At 33.7% G+C, this 21,913-nt stretch carries 21 protein-coding genes; 9 read left to right on the top strand and 12 right to left on the bottom strand.

Annotated features, from left to right (window positions below; all coding sequences use genetic code 11):
- Positions 1–2: 2 nt before the first annotated feature.
- The 9 genes from V7P73_RS08755 to mnmE all read right to left on the bottom strand — a co-directional run bounded on the left by V7P73_RS08755 (position 3) and on the right by mnmE (position 11,330).
- Positions 3–905 carry a restriction endonuclease gene (locus tag V7P73_RS08755; RefSeq protein ID WP_333852789.1) on the bottom strand — a complete coding sequence of 301 codons (903 nt, stop codon included), beginning with the start codon at positions 903–905 and terminating at the stop codon, positions 3–5.
- Positions 906–1,077: 172 nt separating this feature from the next.
- Positions 1,078–2,886: an AAA family ATPase gene (locus V7P73_RS08750; RefSeq protein WP_333852788.1), complete on the bottom strand. Its 1,809-nt coding sequence runs from the start codon at positions 2,884–2,886 to the stop codon at positions 1,078–1,080.
- A 314-nt stretch (positions 2,887–3,200) separates the two neighbouring features.
- Complete coding sequence (locus V7P73_RS08745; RefSeq protein ID WP_333852786.1) at positions 3,201–4,361, bottom strand: hypothetical protein; 1,161 nt, start codon at positions 4,359–4,361, stop codon at positions 3,201–3,203.
- 295 nt (positions 4,362–4,656) lie between these two features.
- A complete protein-coding gene (locus tag V7P73_RS08740; protein WP_333852784.1) occupies positions 4,657–5,640 on the bottom strand; it encodes a toprim domain-containing protein in 984 nt (327 codons plus the stop codon).
- Positions 5,641–5,857: 217 nt separating this feature from the next.
- Positions 5,858–7,018 carry a VapE domain-containing protein gene (locus V7P73_RS08735; protein ID WP_333852782.1) on the bottom strand — a complete coding sequence of 387 codons (1,161 nt, stop codon included), beginning with the start codon at positions 7,016–7,018 and terminating at the stop codon, positions 5,858–5,860.
- A 101-nt stretch (positions 7,019–7,119) separates the two neighbouring features.
- The gene (locus V7P73_RS08730; protein WP_191180910.1) at positions 7,120–7,401 is read right to left on the bottom strand and encodes an excisionase family DNA-binding protein; all 282 of its coding nucleotides are present in this window, start codon (positions 7,399–7,401) and stop codon (positions 7,120–7,122) included.
- A gap of 123 nt (positions 7,402–7,524) precedes the next feature.
- Positions 7,525–7,857 carry a hypothetical protein gene (locus V7P73_RS08725; RefSeq protein WP_333852779.1) on the bottom strand — a complete coding sequence of 111 codons (333 nt, stop codon included), beginning with the start codon at positions 7,855–7,857 and terminating at the stop codon, positions 7,525–7,527.
- 778 nt (positions 7,858–8,635) lie between these two features.
- Positions 8,636–9,775, bottom strand: a complete 1,140-nt coding sequence (locus V7P73_RS08720) for a site-specific integrase (RefSeq protein ID WP_333852777.1) — start codon at positions 9,773–9,775, stop codon at positions 8,636–8,638.
- A gap of 169 nt (positions 9,776–9,944) precedes the next feature.
- Positions 9,945–11,330 carry a tRNA uridine-5-carboxymethylaminomethyl(34) synthesis GTPase MnmE gene (gene mnmE, locus V7P73_RS08715; protein ID WP_333852776.1) on the bottom strand — a complete coding sequence of 462 codons (1,386 nt, stop codon included), beginning with the start codon at positions 11,328–11,330 and terminating at the stop codon, positions 9,945–9,947.
- A gap of 512 nt (positions 11,331–11,842) precedes the next feature.
- Here mnmE and tyrS point away from each other — a divergent pair.
- The gene (gene tyrS / locus V7P73_RS08710; protein WP_333852774.1) at positions 11,843–13,138 is read left to right on the top strand and encodes a tyrosine--tRNA ligase; all 1,296 of its coding nucleotides are present in this window, start codon (positions 11,843–11,845) and stop codon (positions 13,136–13,138) included.
- A gap of 42 nt (positions 13,139–13,180) precedes the next feature.
- Positions 13,181–13,933, top strand: coding sequence for an acyl-CoA desaturase (locus V7P73_RS08705; protein ID WP_333852772.1), 753 nt, complete (start codon positions 13,181–13,183; stop codon positions 13,931–13,933).
- A 132-nt stretch (positions 13,934–14,065) separates the two neighbouring features.
- On the opposite strand, the gene V7P73_RS08700 is transcribed toward V7P73_RS08705, so the two are convergent.
- Positions 14,066–15,016: an isopenicillin N synthase family dioxygenase gene (locus V7P73_RS08700; protein WP_333852770.1), complete on the bottom strand. Its 951-nt coding sequence runs from the start codon at positions 15,014–15,016 to the stop codon at positions 14,066–14,068.
- A gap of 103 nt (positions 15,017–15,119) precedes the next feature.
- On the opposite strand from V7P73_RS08700, the gene V7P73_RS08695 reads away from it, so the two are divergent.
- The 4 genes from V7P73_RS08695 to V7P73_RS08690 all read left to right on the top strand — a co-directional run bounded on the left by V7P73_RS08695 (position 15,120) and on the right by V7P73_RS08690 (position 17,000).
- Positions 15,120–15,758 (top strand): alpha/beta hydrolase, encoded by a 639-nt coding sequence (locus V7P73_RS08695; protein WP_333852769.1) that lies wholly within the window; start codon positions 15,120–15,122, stop codon positions 15,756–15,758.
- Complete coding sequence (locus tag V7P73_RS13970; protein WP_442896966.1) at positions 15,692–15,856, top strand: hypothetical protein; 165 nt, start codon at positions 15,692–15,694, stop codon at positions 15,854–15,856. The genes V7P73_RS08695 and V7P73_RS13970 overlap by 67 nt, the downstream gene beginning before the upstream one ends.
- A 311-nt stretch (positions 15,857–16,167) precedes the next feature.
- A complete protein-coding gene (locus tag V7P73_RS13965; protein WP_442896962.1) occupies positions 16,168–16,281 on the top strand; it encodes a helix-turn-helix transcriptional regulator in 114 nt (37 codons plus the stop codon).
- Positions 16,282–16,487: 206 nt separating this feature from the next.
- Positions 16,488–17,000, top strand: a complete 513-nt coding sequence (locus V7P73_RS08690; protein WP_442896965.1) for a glutathione peroxidase — start codon at positions 16,488–16,490, stop codon at positions 16,998–17,000.
- A 133-nt stretch (positions 17,001–17,133) separates the two neighbouring features.
- On the opposite strand, the gene gcvT is transcribed toward V7P73_RS08690, so the two are convergent.
- Positions 17,134–18,213, bottom strand: coding sequence for a glycine cleavage system aminomethyltransferase GcvT (gene gcvT, locus V7P73_RS08685; RefSeq protein WP_333852765.1), 1,080 nt, complete (start codon positions 18,211–18,213; stop codon positions 17,134–17,136).
- Between the two features lie 147 nt (positions 18,214–18,360).
- Here gcvT and V7P73_RS08680 point away from each other — a divergent pair, with 147 nt between their 5' ends.
- Positions 18,361–18,693 carry a zinc ribbon domain-containing protein YjdM gene (locus V7P73_RS08680; RefSeq protein WP_333852763.1) on the top strand — a complete coding sequence of 111 codons (333 nt, stop codon included), beginning with the start codon at positions 18,361–18,363 and terminating at the stop codon, positions 18,691–18,693.
- A 300-nt stretch (positions 18,694–18,993) separates the two neighbouring features.
- Here V7P73_RS08680 and V7P73_RS08675 read toward each other — a convergent pair whose 3' ends face one another.
- Complete coding sequence (locus tag V7P73_RS08675) at positions 18,994–19,926, bottom strand: sulfate/molybdate ABC transporter ATP-binding protein (protein WP_333852761.1); 933 nt, start codon at positions 19,924–19,926, stop codon at positions 18,994–18,996.
- Positions 19,927–20,010: 84 nt separating this feature from the next.
- On the opposite strand from V7P73_RS08675, the gene V7P73_RS08670 reads away from it, so the two are divergent.
- Together V7P73_RS08670 and pheS are read left to right on the top strand one after the other, a co-directional pair.
- Positions 20,011–20,670 (top strand): YceI family protein, encoded by a 660-nt coding sequence (locus V7P73_RS08670; protein ID WP_333852759.1) that lies wholly within the window; start codon positions 20,011–20,013, stop codon positions 20,668–20,670.
- A gap of 128 nt (positions 20,671–20,798) precedes the next feature.
- Positions 20,799–21,809, top strand: a complete 1,011-nt coding sequence (pheS, locus tag V7P73_RS08665; RefSeq protein WP_333852757.1) for a phenylalanine--tRNA ligase subunit alpha — start codon at positions 20,799–20,801, stop codon at positions 21,807–21,809.
- Positions 21,810–21,913 lie beyond the last annotated feature (104 nt).

Genomic DNA, 21,913 nt, shown 5'->3' with positions numbered 1-21,913 from the left:
GCTTAGTAAATAAAAGATTTTCGATATGAAATAATAAGAGCTTTTAGCAAATCACTAGAGTTTTGTATTCGCTCCAATTCATTTCTATCGACAACTAAAATTGATATTTCAGAATGAGCTTTCAAATTTCTAATTAATTTTTTATTCCCCTCAGTTAAAGAAGCAGTTGTAATTAATATGAACGATTTAAAACCTTGTAGGTTAGCTTTACTTATTAATGAATGAATTAATGTGTTTTCAATATAATTTGATGCTTTGACTTCAATAGGAATAGGATTGCCTAAACTTCTTAACTCTTCATTTTCATTAGAATTCCATAAGATGAAATCATATTCTTTTCCATTGCGTTTTTCATTATATTGTACATCAAAACCAGGTACCTCAGACAAAAGATAAAAAATCCATTTTTCTAATTCATAAAATTTTGAAACACCCTTAAGATTTAGAATCGCATCAAGACGATTATTGTTTGTTGACGATGTAAAATCTAATTTATTTTTCTTTCCAATATTTGGTTTAAGCTGTTTTAATTCATTAGGATTAGTTAAAATCTCATTAAGCCTAAATGCAAGATTTTTTATACCTGTTGGTGATGTACTGTAATTATAAAATCTTAACGAAATAAGAGAGGCCATTCGGAAATTATTTAACTGGCTTACAATTATTAACGGTTTACCAAAAGCTTGAGCAATACCTATTTCATAATAAACATTAGAGTTTTCGCTTGTAATGTCAGCAATTACAACATCAGCGTCCTTTATGGTTTCAATTATATTTGGTGCAATTTGTTCTTCGGTATTAAAATAATCAAGTTTTAGAATATTTAAATTCGAAATTTGACTTTGATATAATGCATCAATTATAGGGAATTCATCATTGTATTTTGCAGATATATATATCTTCATTTTTAAGCAGTGTTGTTTAATTGTATTTGCTAGTAACTAACAGCTTGGCGATGTGGCGAATTTTTAGCACAAAAGTTCAATAGAATTACTGCTGTTAAACCTTGCATAATTGTTTCATAGAAGCACTTCAGCCACCATATTGCCAAACCGATGTTATAGCCAGTACCTCTTGTCATATTACGTTTATAAAGTCTTGGAACATTTCGGAAAATTCATGCCTAGTTGTTCCATTGTCTTCATATTGTTCTACCTCTCTTATTTGTTCAGCAGTCATTCTCGTCCAAAATCTTTCAAGAATAAGTTCTTTTTTTGTTGATTTTTCATTTGCGATTAAAACTTTCGCATCGCAAGTGTCTGTAAATGCGAAAGTGCTTCCTGCTGGTAATTGAAGACAGTCCAGATGGATATAATTTTCTGGTTCTCTTTTTCTAGTCACATAAGCTTTTATCCCACTTTGAACCAAGTTAGTAATAGTATCAATATTTTTCTGCTCTTCATTTGTTCCTTTATCTGAATCTAGTAAAACACAATATGGAATTTGGAATTGGTCAACTAATCTTAGAGTCTGCCAATGTTTTAAGTTTCCGCAACCACCAATTGGAATGAGAGCAATTCTTTTCTCTTGAAACGTATGTGTCAAGTGTCCTCCATTTTTAAGTTGGTTAGCTGTGTGGTTAAAAAATGTTACATCACTTTTCCCTTCAATTAGTATTATTGCTGTTGCATTTTTAGGAATAGGGTCGGCTAAAACACCAAGTGTTTGTGCGATTTTTTCAAAAACTTCTTCCGTCCCTAGTTCGATATTCCTGTCGTCAATAGTTTTTTCAATAAACCTCAAACTTTCTAATGGTAATAGTCCAGCTAGGGCAGGAGTATGTGTTGTTAAAATAATTTGGGAATTGCCTGTATTCGCTAGTTCTATAAAGGCTTGAATTAGCATTTCCTGATGGTCTGGATGTTGAGATGTTTCAGGTTCTTCAAAAGCAAAAATTATTTGATTCCCTTGATGCTGGTTTCTTAATCGTTCTGCTTCGGCTCGGAAAAAATTTAGTAAAATTAGTCGTCTTACTCCGCTTCCTCGTTTGTTAATCGGAATGTTGTCCTCTGAATTTATTGTCAATTTAAATTGTGAATCAAATTTGGGTTCTGTCTTAAATTCAGGAATTAGTTCGTTAGCCAATTCTGGAGACATTTCCTTTAGTTTTGCTAGTGTTCGATTTGCTGTATCTATTGCTTTGTTTCTAACTTCATTCTTTATGTGTTCTATTTCGTCAGTCAATTCTGCTAATGCTTGTTGTACCGCAAGTTTCATTGGGTCAGTAACTTCTTTGTCATCATCTTTACTTTGTCTGTCTGACTGGAATAGTGCATAAATTGGTAAATAATTTTTCAATGTATCATATACCTTTTTTGTATCTTCTTTATCTACTAGCAATTCTGTTCTAGCTAACTGTAAGTCCTCAAAGCTTGCCCAAATAGCTTGTCTTATTGTTGAATTTATATTTCCATTGTAATTCCCTTGCGGTATATTTAACCCATTTGCTCTTGTTTTAAGTTCTGCCTTTTTAAGCTCTAAAAGGTCACTAGAATTTTCAGCAGTTGGATGATTACAAATAATAAAAACCTTTTCTTTTGGCTTAGCGGCTGATGCTGCAAATACTTTTTTTATTTCAAGTCTATTGTTTTCATTTAGTAAGTATTCATTTGCCAAACTTGTTGGTGCAGCCGCATCAATAATAATTTCATTTGGGTAATCACTAAAAACACAAGTTATTTCTATTTGATTGTTGTCAGCATTTATGTTTAAATCTTCTCTTTCACAAACGACAAGTGAGTTATTAAAAAAGATTTCTAACGCCTCAAGAACAGAGGATTTACCTGCGTCATTTTTTCCAATGAATGCAGTCAAATTAGAAATTGGTATTATCGTTTCTGTCCGATAACCTCTAAAATTTTTTATTCTTACTTCTTCTAATATCATTTGTGTAGTGTGTTTTAGTATTGGCTATAATTTTCAATTTACATATTTCGTCAATCTAATTTATATAACTCCTGTAAAGCTATCTTTACTGCTAATATAAAATTTATTTTGATGATTTTATCATAAGATCCAAACAAATAATTCTATTTTAATTTTTATTAAGATTGGTGAATGTTTTATTTATATAATCAATCACTTTAGCGTGATGGCTTGATTGCCTGATTTGCTGCTTCCCTGCACCCTTGAAATCTTGAATACTTGCTTCCTTAATTGCTATCAATCAAAAGAGATTACTCTGCAATACGTTGCGGTTATTAGAGTCTTTTTCTCTTTCTTTTATTTTGAATTGGAATATCCTCAGCCTCATAATTTGTATTGTTATTACCGAATTGCAAAAGAGAGAAAAGCTGATTTACAATCTCAGTATCTTTAAAAATCTCATTGAAGGCTGAAAATGGAACCGTATTTTCCTGTGAAATTTTCTGTGCTATTTTTTCCATTTCCAATATCAACTTTTGCTTATCATTTCTGTCCAGGTGTGGATTTCTGAATCTTGAAAATTTGATTTCTCTCTTAACAATATTAATAACCGAATCCAGATATTTTTTCTTTTCAGAAGCAAAAACTGTCGGGTTGGTAAGTAGTGCAGCGTTTTTGTTTTTGAAGAGATGTACTTGCTTTTTTAAATCATCAACCTTTGTAGTGAGCTCAGTAATTTGTTTTGATTTGGATTCCAGCTCCGCTTTATTTGTCAGAATCGTGCTTTTGTACGTTCGAAATGCTTTTTCATAATTCTCAATGGTCTTGTCAGTCTTAATTTTTTTAAAACCTAAAAAATCATTTTCCTTAACAACCAGCTCCTCCAATTTTGTCGAACCCATCTCAGATTTCATCAAATCAAACCTTTCTTCCAAAACTTTGAGATCTTCTTCTTTCTGCTGAATCTTATACTCAATCGCTTCTAATCTTCCTCTGGAACCGGAAATCCCTCTTTCCATATTCAGGCATTCTGCTGTCAGATCCTGCATTTTTGAATAATGAAAGGATTGGTGTTTAAGTGTTTTGCCAGTATTCAGATCCTGCCAATCAGCGACCAAATGAGCGTGGTAATTTGGTTTCCATTCTTTCGTGTCTTTATCGGTATGTCCTTCATCTTTGTGAATGGCGATCTGAAAAACACGGAAGCTCAATTCTTCTTCCAGTCTCTTGGCTAGGTTTTGAAGCTCCAGCATCGTTGTATCTTCTTTGATCACCACAACTGCTTCCCGAACAGGCATTGCATTCTTCTGTAATTTTCTTCCGGACCTTTCTTTGCAATACGCTTCGATCTTTAGGATCCTGTCAGCTATTTTCTGTTCCATCCAGTATTCATTTCTTGGCGTCAGATCTTTACGGATGTAATCAAAAGTTTTCTTCCTGAAATTATGGGTTTCAGAATCTGACTTAACGGCTTTGAAATTAATAGAAGTCTTCATTGCTTTTACATCTTTAAAGTTTTACACTTTTATTGTTTTATGCTTTTAAATTTTTGCTGAAGATTGCTGTAATTATATTACGCAGCAATAATTTTTACCTGTATTTATTTTACACACCTTGGATGAAAATGACAGTGTCCGTTACACTGGTAAATAAAACCAACCTGATATTATTTTATTCAGGTAAAAAGCCTCGCAGAGCGTATTAGAAACTTTGTTGGGAGGCACGACCTTCAAAGTTGCGAATGCGCTCCTAACTTCTGCGTGTAGTTGGTAAAAAATACAGCACGCCTTATCAGCGTTTCCTTTTAAAGCCATTTGATTTTTTGATTTCCGGCTCCGGATTTTTTGGTTGTTGTTTAACCTTTTCTGGAAAATTTCCAGATTGTTTTCCTGTCTTAATTGATACGTTATTTTTCATTCTGTGTATCAAATATTCGTTGAGATCTTTATGCTTCGAATAGATACCGGAATGATCTTTTGCTTCCGGAAAGAATTTTATGATTTCAGACCTGCATTTGATCCCGGCATTATCGTTGTCCAGAAAAAGATGGATATCGGGATAGTTTTTAAGATGTTCAATGGACTTGTTTAAAAGAGCAATGGAATTCATCACAAGAATATCTCCTGAAAAAGACTTTTGCAATTCGATAAAAGATAAGGCATCCATAAAACCTTCAAAAACGGCTATACCTTTCACATCTCTATCTTGAATATTTGATATATTCTGATCATTGATGCTGAGATCTATTAGTGAAACATCCTTTTTTAATAATGAACCTTTATAAAAAGCATTACGCAATTCAAAACCGCCAGATAAATTCTCAAAACCAATGGCGTAGAGTTTCTTACTTCCGATGGTAAATCGTACCTCTTTTATATGATCATAGACTTTAGGACTTAATCCACGTCCCTGCAAATATTGTTTCAAGTTTGGATTCTGGAGATCTAGTATTTGATCAATTGTGTAATTTGGTTCTGACTTTTTAATCTGTCGTTGATGATGAAAAGAAGAAAAATTCTGCTTCTCTACCCAAATCAAAACTTCATTGACCGTGGTATTTAAATACTTCTTCATAAAGTCGGTATTGTTCCCGCCGATACCTTCTGAATGGAGATACCAGGCATTAATTCTTTTATCCAATTTGAAAGAGGCTTGGGATTCGCTGGCAAAGGGGTTGAGATACCAAGCTTCTTTTTCATTTTGTTTCGTTGGAAGGTGTCCGAGAGAAAGGAGGACTTCTTCCAACGATATGCTGTTAAATTGTTTACAGTTCATTTTTGCTATGTTTTTAATTAAAGTACTTACCTAGTTACCTAGCTGTTGATAATCAAATCGATGATCCTCTTTTTGCGACTACCTAGATCTACCTACTTACCCAATTTTCTAATAGAGGTAACTTAGGTAGCTTGGGATTTCTCTACTTACCTAATTAAAACATTCACATTGTATCACTTACAGCTCTCAGGTAGGTTGGTAGAATAATTCGGTCTAATTATTTTATGGTCTTCAATCGAATGAGATAACCGTAGATCTGTCTTTGGGGATGTTTAACCCTTGGAAATTTGAAAGAGCATAAAGCTCTCCCGATCTTTAAATGGTTCAACCGGACACCGTGAGAATTCAGATCGATCATCACTTCTGTCGCAGTCATAAATTCTTCGAGATTATCGGAAGGTTCATAGAACTTGTTTACAATCTCCTGTTCCAAGGTCATTTGCGTAAATCTTTCATTGCGTTTTTCATTCTCCAGAATATCTGTTACAGACAGTTCCGGATTGTAATTTTTCCTTTTGAAAGCGTTATAGTAGGCCTGCGCCCAGACCTTATCAATTTTGATCTCTGACGAATAATTGAAGTTGATCTTTTCTATCACTTCGAAAATGATCCACCTTACACTTCCCGAATCATCGGTTAAAAAATCTGTTTTATTGGTAGAACCCACAAAGCTGCATATCCGCTCCAGGTATTCTGATTTCCTTGCGTAAGGCAACCTCTCGTTAATATGCGTTTTGGAGATATAGGCCTTCAGTGAATTAATATCTGCTTTGGCCATAACTGACAATTCATCCAGATTGATGATCAGATTCTTGCACAATTTGATTCTGCTGTCCTTATCCAGACCGATGTCTTCAGAAATATAATTCATCAGTTTTTCAGGAATAAAAAACCTTAAAAATGTGGACTTTCCGCTATTCTGGATGGCATTCGCAAGAACCAGACAATGTTTGTTTATCTTTTCTTTTTCCAAAGCACAAAACACTGCTCTGGTAAACCATTTTTCGGTATGATAGAAAAATGAAGCGTCATCATTGGTTTTCACGTAAGAACAAAGCTTCTTGATATGATCTTCACCATCCCAATCTTCCAGACTTTTAAAATATTCTGAAATGGGGTTGTACTGTTCAATCAAATGACTTCTGACCAGGATCTCCAGTTTATTGATCGGGATGTCAATTCCTGACTGAATAAGTTCAATAAATAATGAGTTCAAATTTAGATCTGACCATTTTTTATCTGAACTAAGTTTGATCTCAAACTCCAGAGATATGGTATTAAATCGAATTGAATATTTAGAATTGAGATAATTCAATGCCCGGTCAAAGATCGTTTTAGTTTCTGTACCGGTCTGGTACAGCGTTTTATTCTCTTCCATAAACATTTGGGATTGTGGAAACGGGACAAATAATTATTATATTTTTACCTTACTTCCAAGTAAAACAAACATCTAAACCTAACTACTGCTATAGTTAGGTTTTATTTTTTGCGTAAAGAAAATTCTATGGCTTCCTGCTGAATTTCATCATTTGATTTATGGCTGTTTTTCAACAACCATTCATCGACTTTTTTACGTTCAAAGAATAGAACTTTCCCATTAGGTTTAGAAAAAGGGAGACTGTTGGTATGAACTAACTTATAGATGTAGGATTTTTTAAATCCTGTATAATCTGAAAGTTCTTCAACATTAAGAATTGATTTGAGACCGACAATATGCTTTTCAATTCGGTTCAGCTTGTGAAGGATAATTTCGTTTTCCATTGCTTTACTATTTTAAAATTTGTGTGGCAAAGGAAAACAAATGACAATGTCATTAAAATACTCTGATAGTCAAAACACCTTCTAATAAAGGGTTTTACAGTATAAAATTTGAATATGGTTGATTTACAAGACAAAATTGGTATATGCGCTATTTAAGCTACCATACGGAATTTGAGAAATTTCTCCTTTCTCATATTTTACAAAGTTTGCTATAACAAAGTTCATTAAGCTTCGTCTTTTTGCTCTCTCGAATTTGATGTCGCCGCCCTCAAGAACAGAATGTAGCAGAGAGAATAATTCGGTGTAGGTAATTACATTTTTTCCAGATGTCCCAATCCATTTAATTTTATTCTCGACTTCTTTTCCTTTCAACAGATCTTCAAGGTCACCCAATGAACTTTCCTCAATATTTTTAGTATTTGATCTGATGACCTCTTCAATTTCGGATAATGTCATTTTTCGGATCGAAATACTTTGATTGACAAAATTCTTGATCTCAGGAAGAAGCGCAGATTCAAATCTTTTGGTCCAAATCAATCTTCCAAGCATCATAGCACCAACCACCAAATAGAACAGGATGGACAGGCGATATAAGAATAGTACATATTGATTCGAGATCGAAATATTTTTCAACATCATCAGTAAAATACCAAAATAAATAATGTAGATGAAGATTCTCGGCCTTTCGATCCGCGCGATCCACCAATCACGATCTAAACAGAAAAAATAATAAAGGATCCATTTTATATTTATTCTACAGAATGGATAGAGAATAAGAAGAATCAAAATAAGGAAGATGCTTTTTAATAAATAGACTCTAAAGTTTTCAGGAATTAAATAAACTCCCAGCAACATCATTACTGAGATAATAAATGAAAACAGAATTAATAAGGAAGGTCTACTTTCTATATTTCTTTTAATCATAACTCAATATTTAGTTTCGGAATAATCTCTGACAACTTTTCTATTTTGCTATACAAAATTTTTGCATAAATCTGTTTGGTTGTAAGTATCTATATACCAGCTTTAAAACTATGCAAATGTCTGCCAGTTCGCTCCGTTAACAACTCTTTGAACTCTGCTTCGGAAATGCTCTATTTTACCCAATCAGAACTAGCACTCTCAATAATAATGTAAAAATAAAAACAGATAATCGGAAATAAATCGATTATCTATCGAATATTTCACATTCCAGGCCTCATTTGTCTCATACTTACTCTATAAATTAAATATTTCACAACTCAATATTCAGTTCCGGAATAATCTCAGCAGCTTCTTTCATTTTGCTATCAACAATTTTAGCATAAATCTGTGTAGTTCTCAATTCTCGATGTCCCAATCTTTTGGAAACTGTGTAAATATCTGCACCATTTTCCAAAAGTAAAACAGCATTCGTATGTCGGGCTGAATGAAAAGTAATATGTTTCGGAACCGCAGCACGATTGCACCAGCGGATAATTTCTGTATTGTAGGTCATTCCATATTTTAAACCTTTGAAAACTCTTTCTTGCGGATCTTGTCTTTCACCCAACAATTCTCTGGCTTGTTTTGAAATATAAAGATATTCTACACCCTCTGTTTTTTCTTGTCGGAAATTGACTCTAGAAATATCACCTTCATCACGAACTTCTTTCCAAATCAAAGTATTGATATCCGACCAACGTAATCCGGATAAACACGAAAAAAGAAAAGCTTTTTTCAAAACCGGATATTTACATTCCGCTTTTGCTAATCGTTGTAGTTCATCAAAAATCAGATATTCTCTTTGGCTTTCAGCTTGTTCAAACGATTTTATTTTTGAAGCATAATTTATCGTCAAATATCCATTATCGAAAGCATTTCGAAGTGCAGCTTTAAACTTGTTGAAATAAGAATACTTTGAGTTTTGAGAAAGTGGAATTTCACTTCTGGTGAGAGCGTCCTTTTCAAAATATCGGTGAACTTTTTTGACAAACTTTTCATCAATTTCATCGAAAGTCATATTCTTTGAAACGATTTTTTTTAGATGTTGCAAAGTAGAATACCAGTTGCCGTAATTATTAGAAGAATCTTGCAATCGTTTTTCATCTGTCAACTCTTCAAAATATGTTAAAAAAGTTCTTTTACTTTTCACCGTATCTTTTAAGTCGTAACGTCCTTGGACATATTCAGCTTTTTTGATTGCCAAAATACTTTCGGCAAGAGCCATAGCTTCTTTATTTTCTTTTTTTTCTTTGGGCGTTTTAGGATCGGGGTGCAAATATAGTTTCAAGTACTCAAAATCCCGCAAATGAATTCTTTTTCCTTGTACATTGGTGGAAGAACCTTTGTAATACTCAATGAAAAGACTAATCCTTCCATCAGCTAAATTTTTCTGTTTTAAAGTGATATTCATACATTTTATTTGAGGTGTACATTTGTACACCTCGTGGCTAATTTTAGTAGCTCAAGGTGTACACCAGGTGTACAAATATATAAATAAACTCCAAAAAGAGAAAATAAAAATTATATAAATATCTGATAGTCAACTAAAAGACAGAAAAAGAAATCAAAGAAAAGCTAATTTATTTCCCGATACAAAACTTCGAGAAAATATTCCCCAAGACCTCGTCGTTGCTGAATTCCCCTGATATCTCTCCAAGATATTCTAAAGCATTACGAAGTTCATAAGCCAAAAGTTCTGTCGTGATCTGTGAGCTTACTGCTTCACCCACTTGCTTAACGGAATTCAGGGATTTTTGTAAAGCTTCGTAATGACGCTGGTTGGTGATTACAACATTACCTTCTTCAGATTTCAAATGTTCTACGTAGGAAGACAATTCGTTTTTAAGATCCTGAATATTCCAATTTTCTTTGGCTGAAATACTTAAAAGCGAAAATTCATTTTTTAAATTTGCTATAAGATTTGTTAGAAAATGCGAACTGTTTATTTTATCATCCAAATCAGTTTTAGTCAAGCAAACAATAATATGCAGGTCTTCTCTTTCAATCTCTAAAAGCAAACGAAAATCCTCATCTAAATTTTCACTTTGTGAATCAATAAGATATACCAAAATCTCAGCATTTTCCACTTTTTCCTTAGCTTTTTTCACACCAATTGCTTCAATTTCGTCAGCAGTTTCGCGTAAACCGGCCGTGTCAATTAATCGGAAAGCATGACCTTTGATATGGAGAATTTCTTCAATCGTATCACGAGTGGTTCCTGCGATATTACTTACAATTGCTCTTTCTTCTTTCAAAAGCGCATTAAGAAGCGTAGATTTTCCAGCATTTGGTTTTCCGATAATGGCGACTGCTGTTCCATTTTTAATTGCATTGCCGTACTGGAAACTCTCAATCAAAGAGTTCAGTTTATCTTCTATTTTATAAAGCAAGGATTTAAGGGCTGTTCTATCGGCAAATTCAACATCTTCTTCTGCAAAATCAAGTTCTAATTCAATTAATGAAGTAAAGTTCAATAAATCATTTCTCAGGAATGAAATTTCGTTCGAAATTCCACCTTTTAATTGATTAAGGGCTACTTTTCTGGACGCTTCATTTTCGGAAGCAATCAGGTCAGCAATAGATTCAGCTTGCGACAAATCAATTCTGCCATTCATAAACGCGCGCATTGTGAACTCTCCTGCTTTCGCCATTCTTGCACCATTTTTAATTAAGGCTTCAAGAATTTTTTTACCGATATAAGGCGAACCGTGGAAAGAAATTTCTACGGAATTTTCTGTCGTAAAAGTCTTCGGTGCGTGGAAAACAGAAATCATCACTTCATCAATCGTTTCATCTTCATCTTTAATAAAACCATAATGAACCGTGTGAGAATCTACTTTTTCCAGATTTTTCCCTTCGAATATCTTATTGACAATTTCAAAAGATTGATTTCCCGAAACTCTGATGATTCCAATCGCTCCAATTCCGTTAGCCGTTGCCAGCGCACAAATAGTATCCTGATTCATGCGTGCAAAGTTACGTGATAAATATTCAAATCAACTTTAGAAAAAAAATAAAATACGAGTTTTGAAATTATTAATAACTCCAAAAACTCCACATATTCCCGTTATAAACAGCCAGTGGTATCTTGTGCAGTAACATAAGTTGCCGAGTTATTTTGGGAAGTCCAATAAGTATTGTAATCACCGTAAATGACTGTCGGTCTCAATTGTGAATACATTAAAGAACAGAAAAAAAAAGTAAGAATTAGACAAACTTTTTCACTTAAATTTTTATACATTTTAGCTCATTTGCATTATAATCGCCTTCTTCAGTCGTGTGTTAACGACAAACTTAGGGATAATTATCGACAACACAGATTAAATATGATATAAATCATTATAATGATTTATTAATAATATATTATGAATTTAAAACAATTAACCGAAACTAAATATCATTTCACATTTAACAATTTTAAAAGTTAAACCCATTTACAACTTGTAATTCTTATCTTTGCCCGAAATTTTTTAAGATAATGAATGCATTTATAGAGGAGCTAAAATGGCGCGGACTTTTTTCTGATATGACGCCGGGAACGGAGGAACAACTGGATAAAGAAATGACAAAAGCTTATATCGGGTTTGACCCAACTGCGGATTCTTTGCATATCGGAAGCCTTATCCAAATCAAAATTCTTGCCCATTTCCAGCAGCACGGTCATCAGCCGATTGCTTTGATCGGAGGTGCAACAGGAATGATTGGTGACCCTTCCGGAAAATCTGCGGAACGTAATCTTTTGAGCGAAGAAACACTACTCTATTATGTGGATTGTCTGAAAAATCAATTATCCAGATTCTTAGAATTTGATGGTGAAAGCGATAACAAAGCCATTCTTGTCAACAATTACGATTGGATGAAGAATTTCACTTTTCTGGATTTTGCTAAGAATATTGGAAAACACATCACTGTGAATTATATGATGGCAAAAGATTCTGTGAAAAAACGTTTCTCCGGAGATTCTGGAGTTGACGGAATGAGTTTTACCGAGTTCACTTACCAGCTTTTACAAGGTTATGATTACCTTCATCTTTACCAAAACGATGGTGTGAAGCTTCAAATGGGAGGTTCTGACCAGTGGGGAAATATCACAACCGGAACAGAATTAATCCGAAGAAAAGCACAAGGTGAAGCTTACGCTTTAACAGTTCCTTTGATTACAAAAGCGGATGGATCCAAATTTGGAAAGTCTGAAAGTGGTGAGAATTATTGGTTAGATGCTAAGAAAACTTCGCCTTACAAATTCTATCAATTCTGGTTGAACGCAACTGATGACGACGCAGAAAGATTCATCAAATTCTACACTTTCCTTCCAAAAGAAGAAATCGAAGCTTTGATTGAAGAACATAAAACCGCAGCTCACGAAAGAAAACTTCAGAAAAAACTGGCGGAAGAAGTAACCGTTTGGGTTCACGGACAAGCAGAATATGAAAAAGCTTTGAAAGCTTCTCAAATTCTTTTCGGACAATCTACAGCAGAGGATTTGGTAAGTCTTGACGAAGAATTATTCCTTCAAATTTTTGATGGTGTTCCACAAAAAGAAGTTGCAAATTCTGAATTAGTTGGAAGCAATATTGTTGATTTAATATCAGAAAAAACAGGTTTCTTAAAATCTAAAGGCGAAGCTAAAAGAGAATTAACCGGAAACGCTATTTCCGTTAACAAAACCAAAGTTGGCGAAGATTATTCGGTTTCAGAAAGTGATTTAATTGATGGAAAATTTCTACTTCTTCAAAAAGGAAAGAAAAATTATTTCATTGTAAAAGGAATCTAAATTCACAAATAATTAATTAGTTCAATTACATTTTTTTTATAAATGGCAGTTATCATTTTTATCATAGTACTTTGGTACTCCGGATTATTTTTTCAGACATTTTTCCTTCACCGTTATGCAGCGCATCAAACGTTTAAGATGTCAAAATTTGGCGAAAAATTATGTTATGTTTTAACTTGGATTACACAAGGTTCTAACTATCTTTCCGCTTATGGTTATGGAGTAATGCACAGATTGCATCACGCATATGCAGATACAGAAAAAGACCCACATTCCCCAAAATACGATGCGAATCTTTTTGCAATGATGTGGAGAACGAAAAAAATCTACCAACAAATCAACGAGCAAAAAGCAAAAATAGAAGACAAATTCACCAAAAATGTTCCGCAATGGAAAGCTTTTGACAGATTCGCTAGTTCTTGGGGTTCCAGAATTGGATGGGCTGTTTTGTACACGCTATTCTTTTATTTCTTCGCAACTGCTTGGTGGCAATGGTTTTTGTTGCCAGTTGCTTATATGATGGCGCCAATCCACGGTGTAATCATCAATTGGTTTGGTCACATCTACGGTTATGTGAACTTCAAAGTATCTGATACTTCCAAAAATCTTCTAAGATTTGATTGGTTGATGATGGGAGAAGCTTATCATAATAATCATCACAAACACGGCGGAAGAGCAAATTTTGGAGGCGTGAGATGGCACGAAATAGACGTTACTTATTGCATTATGATTCTTTTGGATAAAATGAAATTAATCAAACTGAATCCAGTAGCAGTTGTAAAAAGAGAAATTTGATTTTAAAATAAATATTTAGGTTAGGCATTTTGTCTAGCCTATTTTTTTGATTGTAGAAATGATTTTACAAATCAGAATAAAAAAATACCGTTGAAAACTCAACGGTATTTTTGTTTTAAATATAAATTTCAATTAGATTTTTATCAAACCTAATTCAATCAATCTTTCTCTTAAAAACTCTCCGGCTGTTGCATCTGGATATAGTTTCGGATTATTTTCATCCACACAATTTCCCAATGCATTCAAAGGCATATCGCTTACTGGATGCATAAAAAATGGAATTGAATATCTTGAAGTTCCCCATAATTCTCTTGGCGGATTGACCACTCTGTGAATCGTAGATTTCAATTTGTTATTCGTATGTCTTGACAACATATCGCCAACGTTTATCATCAACTCATCTGGTTCTGCAATCGCATCAATCCATTCACCTTTATGGTTCTGAACCTGAAGACCTTTTCCTTGAGAACCCATCAAAAGCGTAATCAAATTGATGTCTCCGTGAGCAGCAGCTCTTACCGCATCATCCGGTTCCTGAGTAATTGGAGGATAATGAATAGGTCTAAGGATAGAATTCCCTTCCGCGATTTTATCATCAAAATAAAACTCATCAAGACCAAGATACAAAGCCAAAGCTCTCAAAACATATTTCCCAGTTTTCTCTAGCATTTGGTAAGTTTCTTTACCTACTTCATTAAATTTTGGAAGTTCCTCTACAATGACGTTGTCAGGATATTCGCTTTTGTATTTTGAATCATCCGAAACGTACTGTCCGAAATGCCAAAATTCTTTCAAATCTCCTTTTTTAAAGCCTTTTGCAGTTTCTTTCCCAAAACCAACATAACCTCTTTGTCCTCCAATTCCGGGAATCTCATACTTTAGTTTAGTTTCTGTTGGGAATTGAAAGAAGTTTTTGACTTCTCCATAAAGATCGTCTACGAGTTGGTCGTCTAGGAAATGTCCTTTTAGGGCAACAAAACCAATTTCTTCGTAAGCTTTTCCGATTTCATTTACAAATTTCTGTTTGCGTTCCGGGTTGTCCGAAAGGAAATCACGCAGGTCTACACTAGGTATTTTGTCCATTTTAGAAATTTTTCGTGGTGCTAAAATACGGTTTTTATAGCAACACAAAACTTATAGATAAAAACTTTTCAAAATTCTGAAATCTGTTAATTATATTTGCAAAATGGATTTACAATATCTCGTGAGAGAACCTCAAAATATCACCCCAGAAACGCCCGTTTTATTTTTGCTTCACGGTTATGGAAGTAATGAAGAAGACCTTTTCAGTTTTGTTCCAACTTTGCCGGAAGATTGGTTGGTTATCAGTTTCCGAGCGCCGAAAAATTCCAGTTATGGAGGCTATGCTTGGTTTGATATTGATTTCAATAATGCTGAAAATTTCGTAGAAGAAAATGAAGCAAACGAAGCGGTAAAACTCGTTTTGGAAAACATTATGAGCGTCACAAACCGATACGGATTGACGGATAACAAAACGCATCTTTGTGGTTTCAGCCAAGGTGGAATGATTGTTTATTCTTTGGCTTTACAATATCCAGATCTGTTCTCGAAAGTGGCTTGTCTAAGTTCTTATCCTGAGGAAAAACTTCTGAAAAACATCGATAGGAATAAAAAGAAATACGAAAACATGCGTTTCTTCATCTCGCACGGAACAGAAGATGCTGTGATTCCTTTGGAATGGGGAAGAAAAGCGGCCGACCTTTTATATGATTTGAGTGCTTATTTTTCATTTAGAGAATATATGTCTGGACACGGTGTAAATCAGAAAAACTATATGGACCTGATGGAATTTTTCAAGAAATAAAAAAATACATTAATTATTACAACCACGATAGAATAAGACTTAATCTAAAAGTAAAGAACCTGGTAGTGAACTCTTTCCTGCAAGGTCAAAATGCGTAGAGTGGCATTCTATATCAGCATTGTTGGGCTGAGGTTCTCGAATTTCTGTTCTGGTTTTCCCGAAGAATTTTCATCATAACCGTAGATTTCCAATTGCTTGAAACCGCATCCCGAACTGTGTAAAGTTGAATAGCCAAAGGCTTTCTGTTATTCATAAGATTTGAAGTTCCGCAAGCAATAAACCCAAAAATCCCAGTCCTGAAAAGCTTATAAAGTCTTTTCTCTTCATTTTTGATTTTCGATGATTTTTTGATATTGTTTATTATGAATCGAGTACTTGAACACAAACTCCACAAAGATTTAATTTACAATTGGAAGTCTCATACCACACTATAACAACCCATCGCAGGAACATATTCGAAAAAACAAATTGTACAAAAATATCAGAACTTATAAAGAAAGCATTGGAATGTGGACTTATTTAAAAAAAATGATAAATGATAAATGATAAATGATAAATGATAAATGATAATTAACCTTTAATTCCCAAACTTGTTTTAAATTTGATTTTTAAATTATGTTTATGACATCGCCGTTTACAAATCTTCAAAAGAAATTTGGACCAAGTGGCGATTGCATATAATCATTAAAAAAATTTAAATAACTTTATATGAAATATTTATTTATTATTATGCTATCACTTTTCGGATTTTCAAAAAATAAGGCTCAGGCAAAATCAATACACAGTTTCAAAGTAGAAGCTTTGGATGGTTCAACCATTGATTTTTCTAAATTCAAAGGAAAAAAAATATTGGTTGTCAACACCGCTTCAGAATGTGGATTTACACCTCAATATGCTGATTTGGAAAAACTTTATGAAAAATACAAGAACAAATTGGTTGTGGTAGGTTTTCCAGCAAACAACTTCGGCGGACAGGAACCTGGAGCTAATCACGAGATTGCGGCCTTCTGCCAAAGAAATTATGGCGTTCAGTTTCCAATGGCTGCTAAAATTTCTGTAAAAGGTGACGACATTGCTCCTATCTACAAATTCCTAACTGATAAAAAAGAAAACGGTGTAAAAAACACAACTATCGGCTGGAACTTTACTAAAATTCTATTAGATGAAAAAGGCAACATCATTGATAATTTTGAAAGTAAAACTAATCCAATGAGTGAGAGTATTACTAAGTATTTGAAATAGTTTTTGAGACTTTTAAATAATAGACAAATAGATGAAAAACATTCTAGTTTGTCTTAAAAAATTACACAAACGAAAAGCGTTCAAAATTTGAACGCTTTTCTATTATCTATCAGTCTATTATCGTAAAACCTATTTAAACAAAAGGTAATTTTACCACTTTCGCAGGAATATCTTTGTTTCTGATTCTGATGAAAATTTCTGACCCTAGTTTAAAGTTTGGTTTATCAACGTAAGCTAAGCCTAATCCGATTTTTTTCATTGGAGACATTGTTCCGGAAGTTACTTTTCCGATGATGTTTCCTTCCGCATCAACCACTTCATAATCGTGTCTTGGAATTGCTTTTTCCTGCATTTCGAAACCTACTAATTTTCTTGAAACTCCTTCAGCTTTTTGATTTTCCAAGAATGCTTTGTTCACAAAATCTTTATCAAATTTTGTAATCCAACCCAATCCCGCTTCTAGCGGAGAAGTTGTATCATCGATATCATTTCCGTAAAGACAAAACCCTTTTTCCAATCTCAAAGTATCTCTGGAAGCTAATCCGCAAGGAATCATTCCAAATTCAGCTCCAGCTTCAGTCAAAGAATCCCAAAGTTTTTCAGCATATTTATTATCAAAATAAATTTCGAATCCCCCACTTCCTGTATAACCTGTGTTGGAAATAATCACATCCGAAAAACCAGCTACAGAACCAACTGTGAAATGATAATATGGAATGGATGACAAATCTGTCTCAGTCAATTTCTGAAGAATTTCCGTTGCTTTTGGACCTTGGATGGCGATTAACGACATTTCATCCGAAGCATTCGTCATTTTCGCCCCGAATTTTTCATTGTATTTCGCAATATGATTCCAATCTTTATCAATATTGGATGCGTTTACAACTACAAAATATTTATCATCTTCGATTTTATAAACAATTAAATCATCTACAATTCCGCCAGTTTCGTTCGGAAGACAAGAATATTGCGCTTTTCCATTTTCCAAAGCATCAACATTGTTCGATGTTACAAACTGCAACAAGTCTTTTGAAGAAGGGCCTTCGATGAAAAATTGTCCCATATGAGACACATCAAAAATTCCCGCTTTTTCGCGGACAGCAAAATGCTCTTCTGTAACTCCTGAATATTGAACAGGCATTTCGAATCCTGCAAAAGGAACGATTTTAGCGCCTAGAGAAACGTGTTTATTGTATAAAGCGGTTTTTTTCATTTTAAAAGGAAGATTTATTTTAGTTGCGCACAAATCTAAAAATTAATGATGAATTATAAATGATTAATACTAAATTTTATGCCTTATGAATTATCTCATTTCAGGATAAACGTATTAATCTTACCTTTGCACCTCAAATTAAAAACTATGAGCGACACTATTCTTTGTCCAAAATGCCAATCCGAATTCACTTACGAGCAAGATAATCTACAAGTTTGTTCTCAATGTTTCCACGTATGGGATCCTGCGGAAGTTTCAGCAGAAGGCAAAATTTTCGATTCTCTTGGGAAAGAATTACAAAACGGAGATTCTGTAATTGTGATAAAAGATTTACCGGTAAAAGGTGCTCCAAAACCAGTAAAAGCAGGAACTAAAGTTAAAAACATAAGACTAAGACCAGATTCTGACCATAATATTGATTGCAAAATTGACGGTTTCGGTTCTATGGCTTTGAAATCTGAGTTTGTAAAGAAGGCTTAAAAATTCTATAAATAAAACACTTCGACTCCGCACCGTATGACAATTTTAAATACTAAATGTCAGGCTGAGCGGAGTCGAAGCCTTTTACAGTGCCAAACAAAAAAAAGGAAAATTTTGGCAGGGTAAACTTTCAAAGACTTTGATTGCGAATGCTAATTTCGGTCTTTAGGGGCAGAAAGAGAATTAACCAAAAATTTCCTATATATTTTCGTTTAGCAAAATTAGAAAATTTCCAGAATTCAACAAACTGAAAATGTATAAGTTATCAATATTTTATCAACAAATTTGAAAGTATAGAATTTAGAATTCTAAAAAGACGTTTCCAGAAAGTAAATTTTGAGAATAAACAACAATTGATTTATCATTAATTCTGAGTTTATTTCGGTAATGCGAACCTGCAAAAAGACTTTCTAAAACAGTTGCTTCTACTCCACTTTCAGCAATTTTTATCTGATGTGGGAAATAATGTTTTTTGAAAAGATTGAATTGAGTTTTTTCTTCTTCTGTAAAAATATTAACTTCTCCCAAAAGCTTCGCTACATAATCGTTGTAAGGATTTTCGTAAGTTTCTTTCGGAGAATCATTTTGAATCAATCGTCCTTGTTGCAGAACGACAATTTTGTCTGCCCAAGGCAAAACTTCTTCCAAATTATGCGTCGAAATCAAAAGACTTAGATTATTTTGCTTTACATAATTGAACAATTTATCTCTTAATTCAAATTTTCTGGAAAAATCCAGATTACTGAAAGGTTCGTCTAACAAAAGCATCTTCGGAAGAATAGCCAAAGCACGAGCAATTGCGACACGTTGTTGTTGTCCGCCACTTAGATTTTTCGGCAGGACTTTGGCAAAATCTGTCAAGCCAACAATATCCAAAAGTTCCTCGATCTTTTCTTTTTTCGATTTTAAATTGATATTCGAAATGAATTTTCCAACATTATCAGCAACCGTTGCATAAGGCATCAAATCGTAATTTTGTGCGACAAATTTCATTTGAGATTCACCGGGAACAAGATTTGCTTTTGGACCAAAGAGTTTTCCACCATCAAAAATAATTTGTCCATCCTGCCAATCCATCAAACCATAAATCAAACTCAATAAAGTTGATTTTCCACAGCCACTTTCGCCCGCCAAAGCGATAATTTGACCTTCATCTACATTGAGATTTAAGTTTTGGAATAAAGGTTTATCGGTCTGATAATTGAAATATAGGTTTTTAACTTCTAAAAGCATTTTGTAAAATTAGTAGTTTGAAGTCGTGATAATTTTATTATTTTAGCAAAAACACAAATTTAGTTATAATTTAAAAGATTTAAAATGAAAAAGACAACTTTAATAGTCGCATTTTTATTGATTTCTGCTTCGGTTTTTGTCATTTCTTGTGGTAAAGATAAACCTGTAACCAGCGAAAGTAATGAAGTTTTGACTACCACAGACGGACAGATGTATGTTGTAGATACACTTAACAGTAAAGCAGAATGGAAAGGTTTTAAAGTAATAAAGTCTGATAACACAAGCCATATCGGTGCTTTGAAGTTTGAAAGCGGCGAAGTAACCGTGAAAGATAATAAGCTGGAAAGTGGACAATTTGTACTTGATATGAATTCTTTGACCAATGAAGATTTGAAAGATTCTGAATCTAATGGAAAACTTCTTGGACATTTGAAAAGCGCTGATTTCTTTGACACTGCAAAATTCCCAACTGCTTCTTATGAAATCACTAAAGTTACAGAAGGTGTTGCAGGAAGCGATTACAACACAATTCTTGATGGAAACTTAACTATTAAAGGAATTACGAAGCCTGCAAGCTTCAACGCTAATGTAAAAGTTAAAGATGGCGAGTTGAGCATTGCAACAGAGCCAAAAGATATTAACAGAGATGAATTCGGAATCAAATTTCAAATGCCTGCCGCTGAAGGTTTGATTAAAAATGAAATCAATGTTCAGATGAAAGTGAAAGCTATCGAAAATAAATAACTTTTTGCAATTGGCATTTTGCTTTTAGCTTACAATTATAATTAATCTGCTTTCATAAAAGGCAGATTTTTTTATGGAATTTTTGGTTTAAAAATCGTATTTTTGCAATCTATTTTTTATAAAGAATAATGCTAAAGAAAATTGATGACCTATTGTTAGAAGTACAAAACTTCCAGTCTTCTGCAAAGGATGAGATAGAACAGTTCCGCTTAAAATTCAATGGAAAAAAAGGAATCATGAATGATTTCTACGACGCATTGAAACAAATCCCTAATGAGCAAAAGAAAGATTTTGGACAAAAAATCAATGTCTTAAGAAATACCGTGAATGAAAAGCTAGAGGAACTGAAAACATCTTCCGAAAGCAAAATCATTCTTGAAAAAGAAGACCTTACAAGACCTGCTTTTCCTTTGGAATTGGGCTCCCGTCATCCAATCAATTTAGTTAAAAATAAAATCATTGACATCTTCAAATCTATAGGTTTTGCTGTTGCAGACGGACCAGAGATCGAGGATGATTGGCATAACTTTACGGCACTTAACCTTCCAGAATATCATCCGGCGAGAGATATGCAGGATACGTTTTTCATCGAACAGAATCCTGATGTTTTGTTGAGAACGCATACTTCTTCTGTTCAAATTCGTTATATGGAAGAGAATGAACCGCCGATGAGAATTTTGGCTCCAGGTAGAGTTTTCCGTAACGAAGCAGTTTCTTCACGTTCACATTGTATCTTCCACCAAATTGAAGGTTTGTATATTGATGAGAATGTAAGTTTTGCAGATTTGAAACAAACCATTCAGTTTTTCACAACTGAACTTTTTGGGAAATCGAAAATCAGAATGAGACCTTCTTATTTCCCTTTTACTGAGCCAAGTGCGGAAGTAGATGTTTATTGGGGATTGAATTCTGAAACCGATTACCGAATCACAAAAGGAACAGGTTGGTTAGAAATTATGGGCTGTGGAATGGTAGATCCTGCGGTTCTTAAAAACGTCAATATCGATCCTGATAAATTCTCCGGATATGCTTTTGGGATGGGAATAGAGAGAATCGTAATGCTTCTATATCAAATGAGCGACATCAGAATGTTCTTTGAAAACGATATCAGAATGCTGGAGCAATTCAAAACTTTGTAATAGCTCACAAAAACTATAAAATTTAATCCTGTAAAATCCAATTTTGCAGGATTTTTTATTAAATCCCTATAAAAGACCAACAAAATCTGCTATACAATTATATA

This window comes from Epilithonimonas sp., from assembly GCF_036780765.1.
GTDB lineage: Bacteria > Bacteroidota > Bacteroidia > Flavobacteriales > Weeksellaceae > Epilithonimonas.
This window is presented reverse-complemented; position numbering and strand designations above follow the sequence as displayed.

Excerpts from the sequence above, each read along its gene's own strand:
- V7P73_RS08730 (WP_191180910.1), bottom strand. The coding sequence starts at position 7,401 with ATGGAAAACGAAATTATCCTTCACAAGCTGAACCGAATTGAAAAGCAT.
- V7P73_RS08675 (WP_333852761.1), bottom strand. The coding sequence starts at position 19,926 with ATGCTTTTAGAAGTTAAAAACCTATATTTCAATTATCAGACCGATAAA.
- gcvT (WP_333852765.1), bottom strand. The coding sequence starts at position 18,213 with ATGAAAAAAACCGCTTTATACAATAAACACGTTTCTCTAGGCGCTAAA.
- V7P73_RS08745 (WP_333852786.1), bottom strand. The coding sequence starts at position 4,361 with ATGAAGACTTCTATTAATTTCAAAGCCGTTAAGTCAGATTCTGAAACC.
- V7P73_RS08680 (WP_333852763.1), top strand. The coding sequence starts at position 18,361 with ATGAGCGACACTATTCTTTGTCCAAAATGCCAATCCGAATTCACTTAC.
- V7P73_RS08735 (WP_333852782.1), bottom strand. The coding sequence starts at position 7,018 with ATGGAAGAGAATAAAACGCTGTACCAGACCGGTACAGAAACTAAAACG.
- V7P73_RS08690 (WP_442896965.1), top strand. The coding sequence starts at position 16,488 with ATGCTATCACTTTTCGGATTTTCAAAAAATAAGGCTCAGGCAAAATCA.
- V7P73_RS08755 (WP_333852789.1), bottom strand. The coding sequence starts at position 905 with ATGAAGATATATATATCTGCAAAATACAATGATGAATTCCCTATAATT.
- V7P73_RS08740 (WP_333852784.1), bottom strand. The coding sequence starts at position 5,640 with ATGAACTGTAAACAATTTAACAGCATATCGTTGGAAGAAGTCCTCCTT.
- tyrS (WP_333852774.1), top strand. The coding sequence starts at position 11,843 with ATGAATGCATTTATAGAGGAGCTAAAATGGCGCGGACTTTTTTCTGAT.
- pheS (WP_333852757.1), top strand. The coding sequence starts at position 20,799 with ATGCTAAAGAAAATTGATGACCTATTGTTAGAAGTACAAAACTTCCAG.
- V7P73_RS08705 (WP_333852772.1), top strand. The coding sequence starts at position 13,181 with ATGGCAGTTATCATTTTTATCATAGTACTTTGGTACTCCGGATTATTT.
- mnmE (WP_333852776.1), bottom strand. The coding sequence starts at position 11,330 with ATGAATCAGGATACTATTTGTGCGCTGGCAACGGCTAACGGAATTGGA.
- V7P73_RS08700 (WP_333852770.1), bottom strand. The coding sequence starts at position 15,016 with ATGGACAAAATACCTAGTGTAGACCTGCGTGATTTCCTTTCGGACAAC.
- V7P73_RS08720 (WP_333852777.1), bottom strand. The coding sequence starts at position 9,775 with ATGAATATCACTTTAAAACAGAAAAATTTAGCTGATGGAAGGATTAGT.
- V7P73_RS08725 (WP_333852779.1), bottom strand. The coding sequence starts at position 7,857 with ATGACATTATCCGAAATTGAAGAGGTCATCAGATCAAATACTAAAAAT.
- V7P73_RS08750 (WP_333852788.1), bottom strand. The coding sequence starts at position 2,886 with ATGATATTAGAAGAAGTAAGAATAAAAAATTTTAGAGGTTATCGGACA.
- V7P73_RS08695 (WP_333852769.1), top strand. The coding sequence starts at position 15,120 with ATGGATTTACAATATCTCGTGAGAGAACCTCAAAATATCACCCCAGAA.
- V7P73_RS08670 (WP_333852759.1), top strand. The coding sequence starts at position 20,011 with ATGAAAAAGACAACTTTAATAGTCGCATTTTTATTGATTTCTGCTTCG.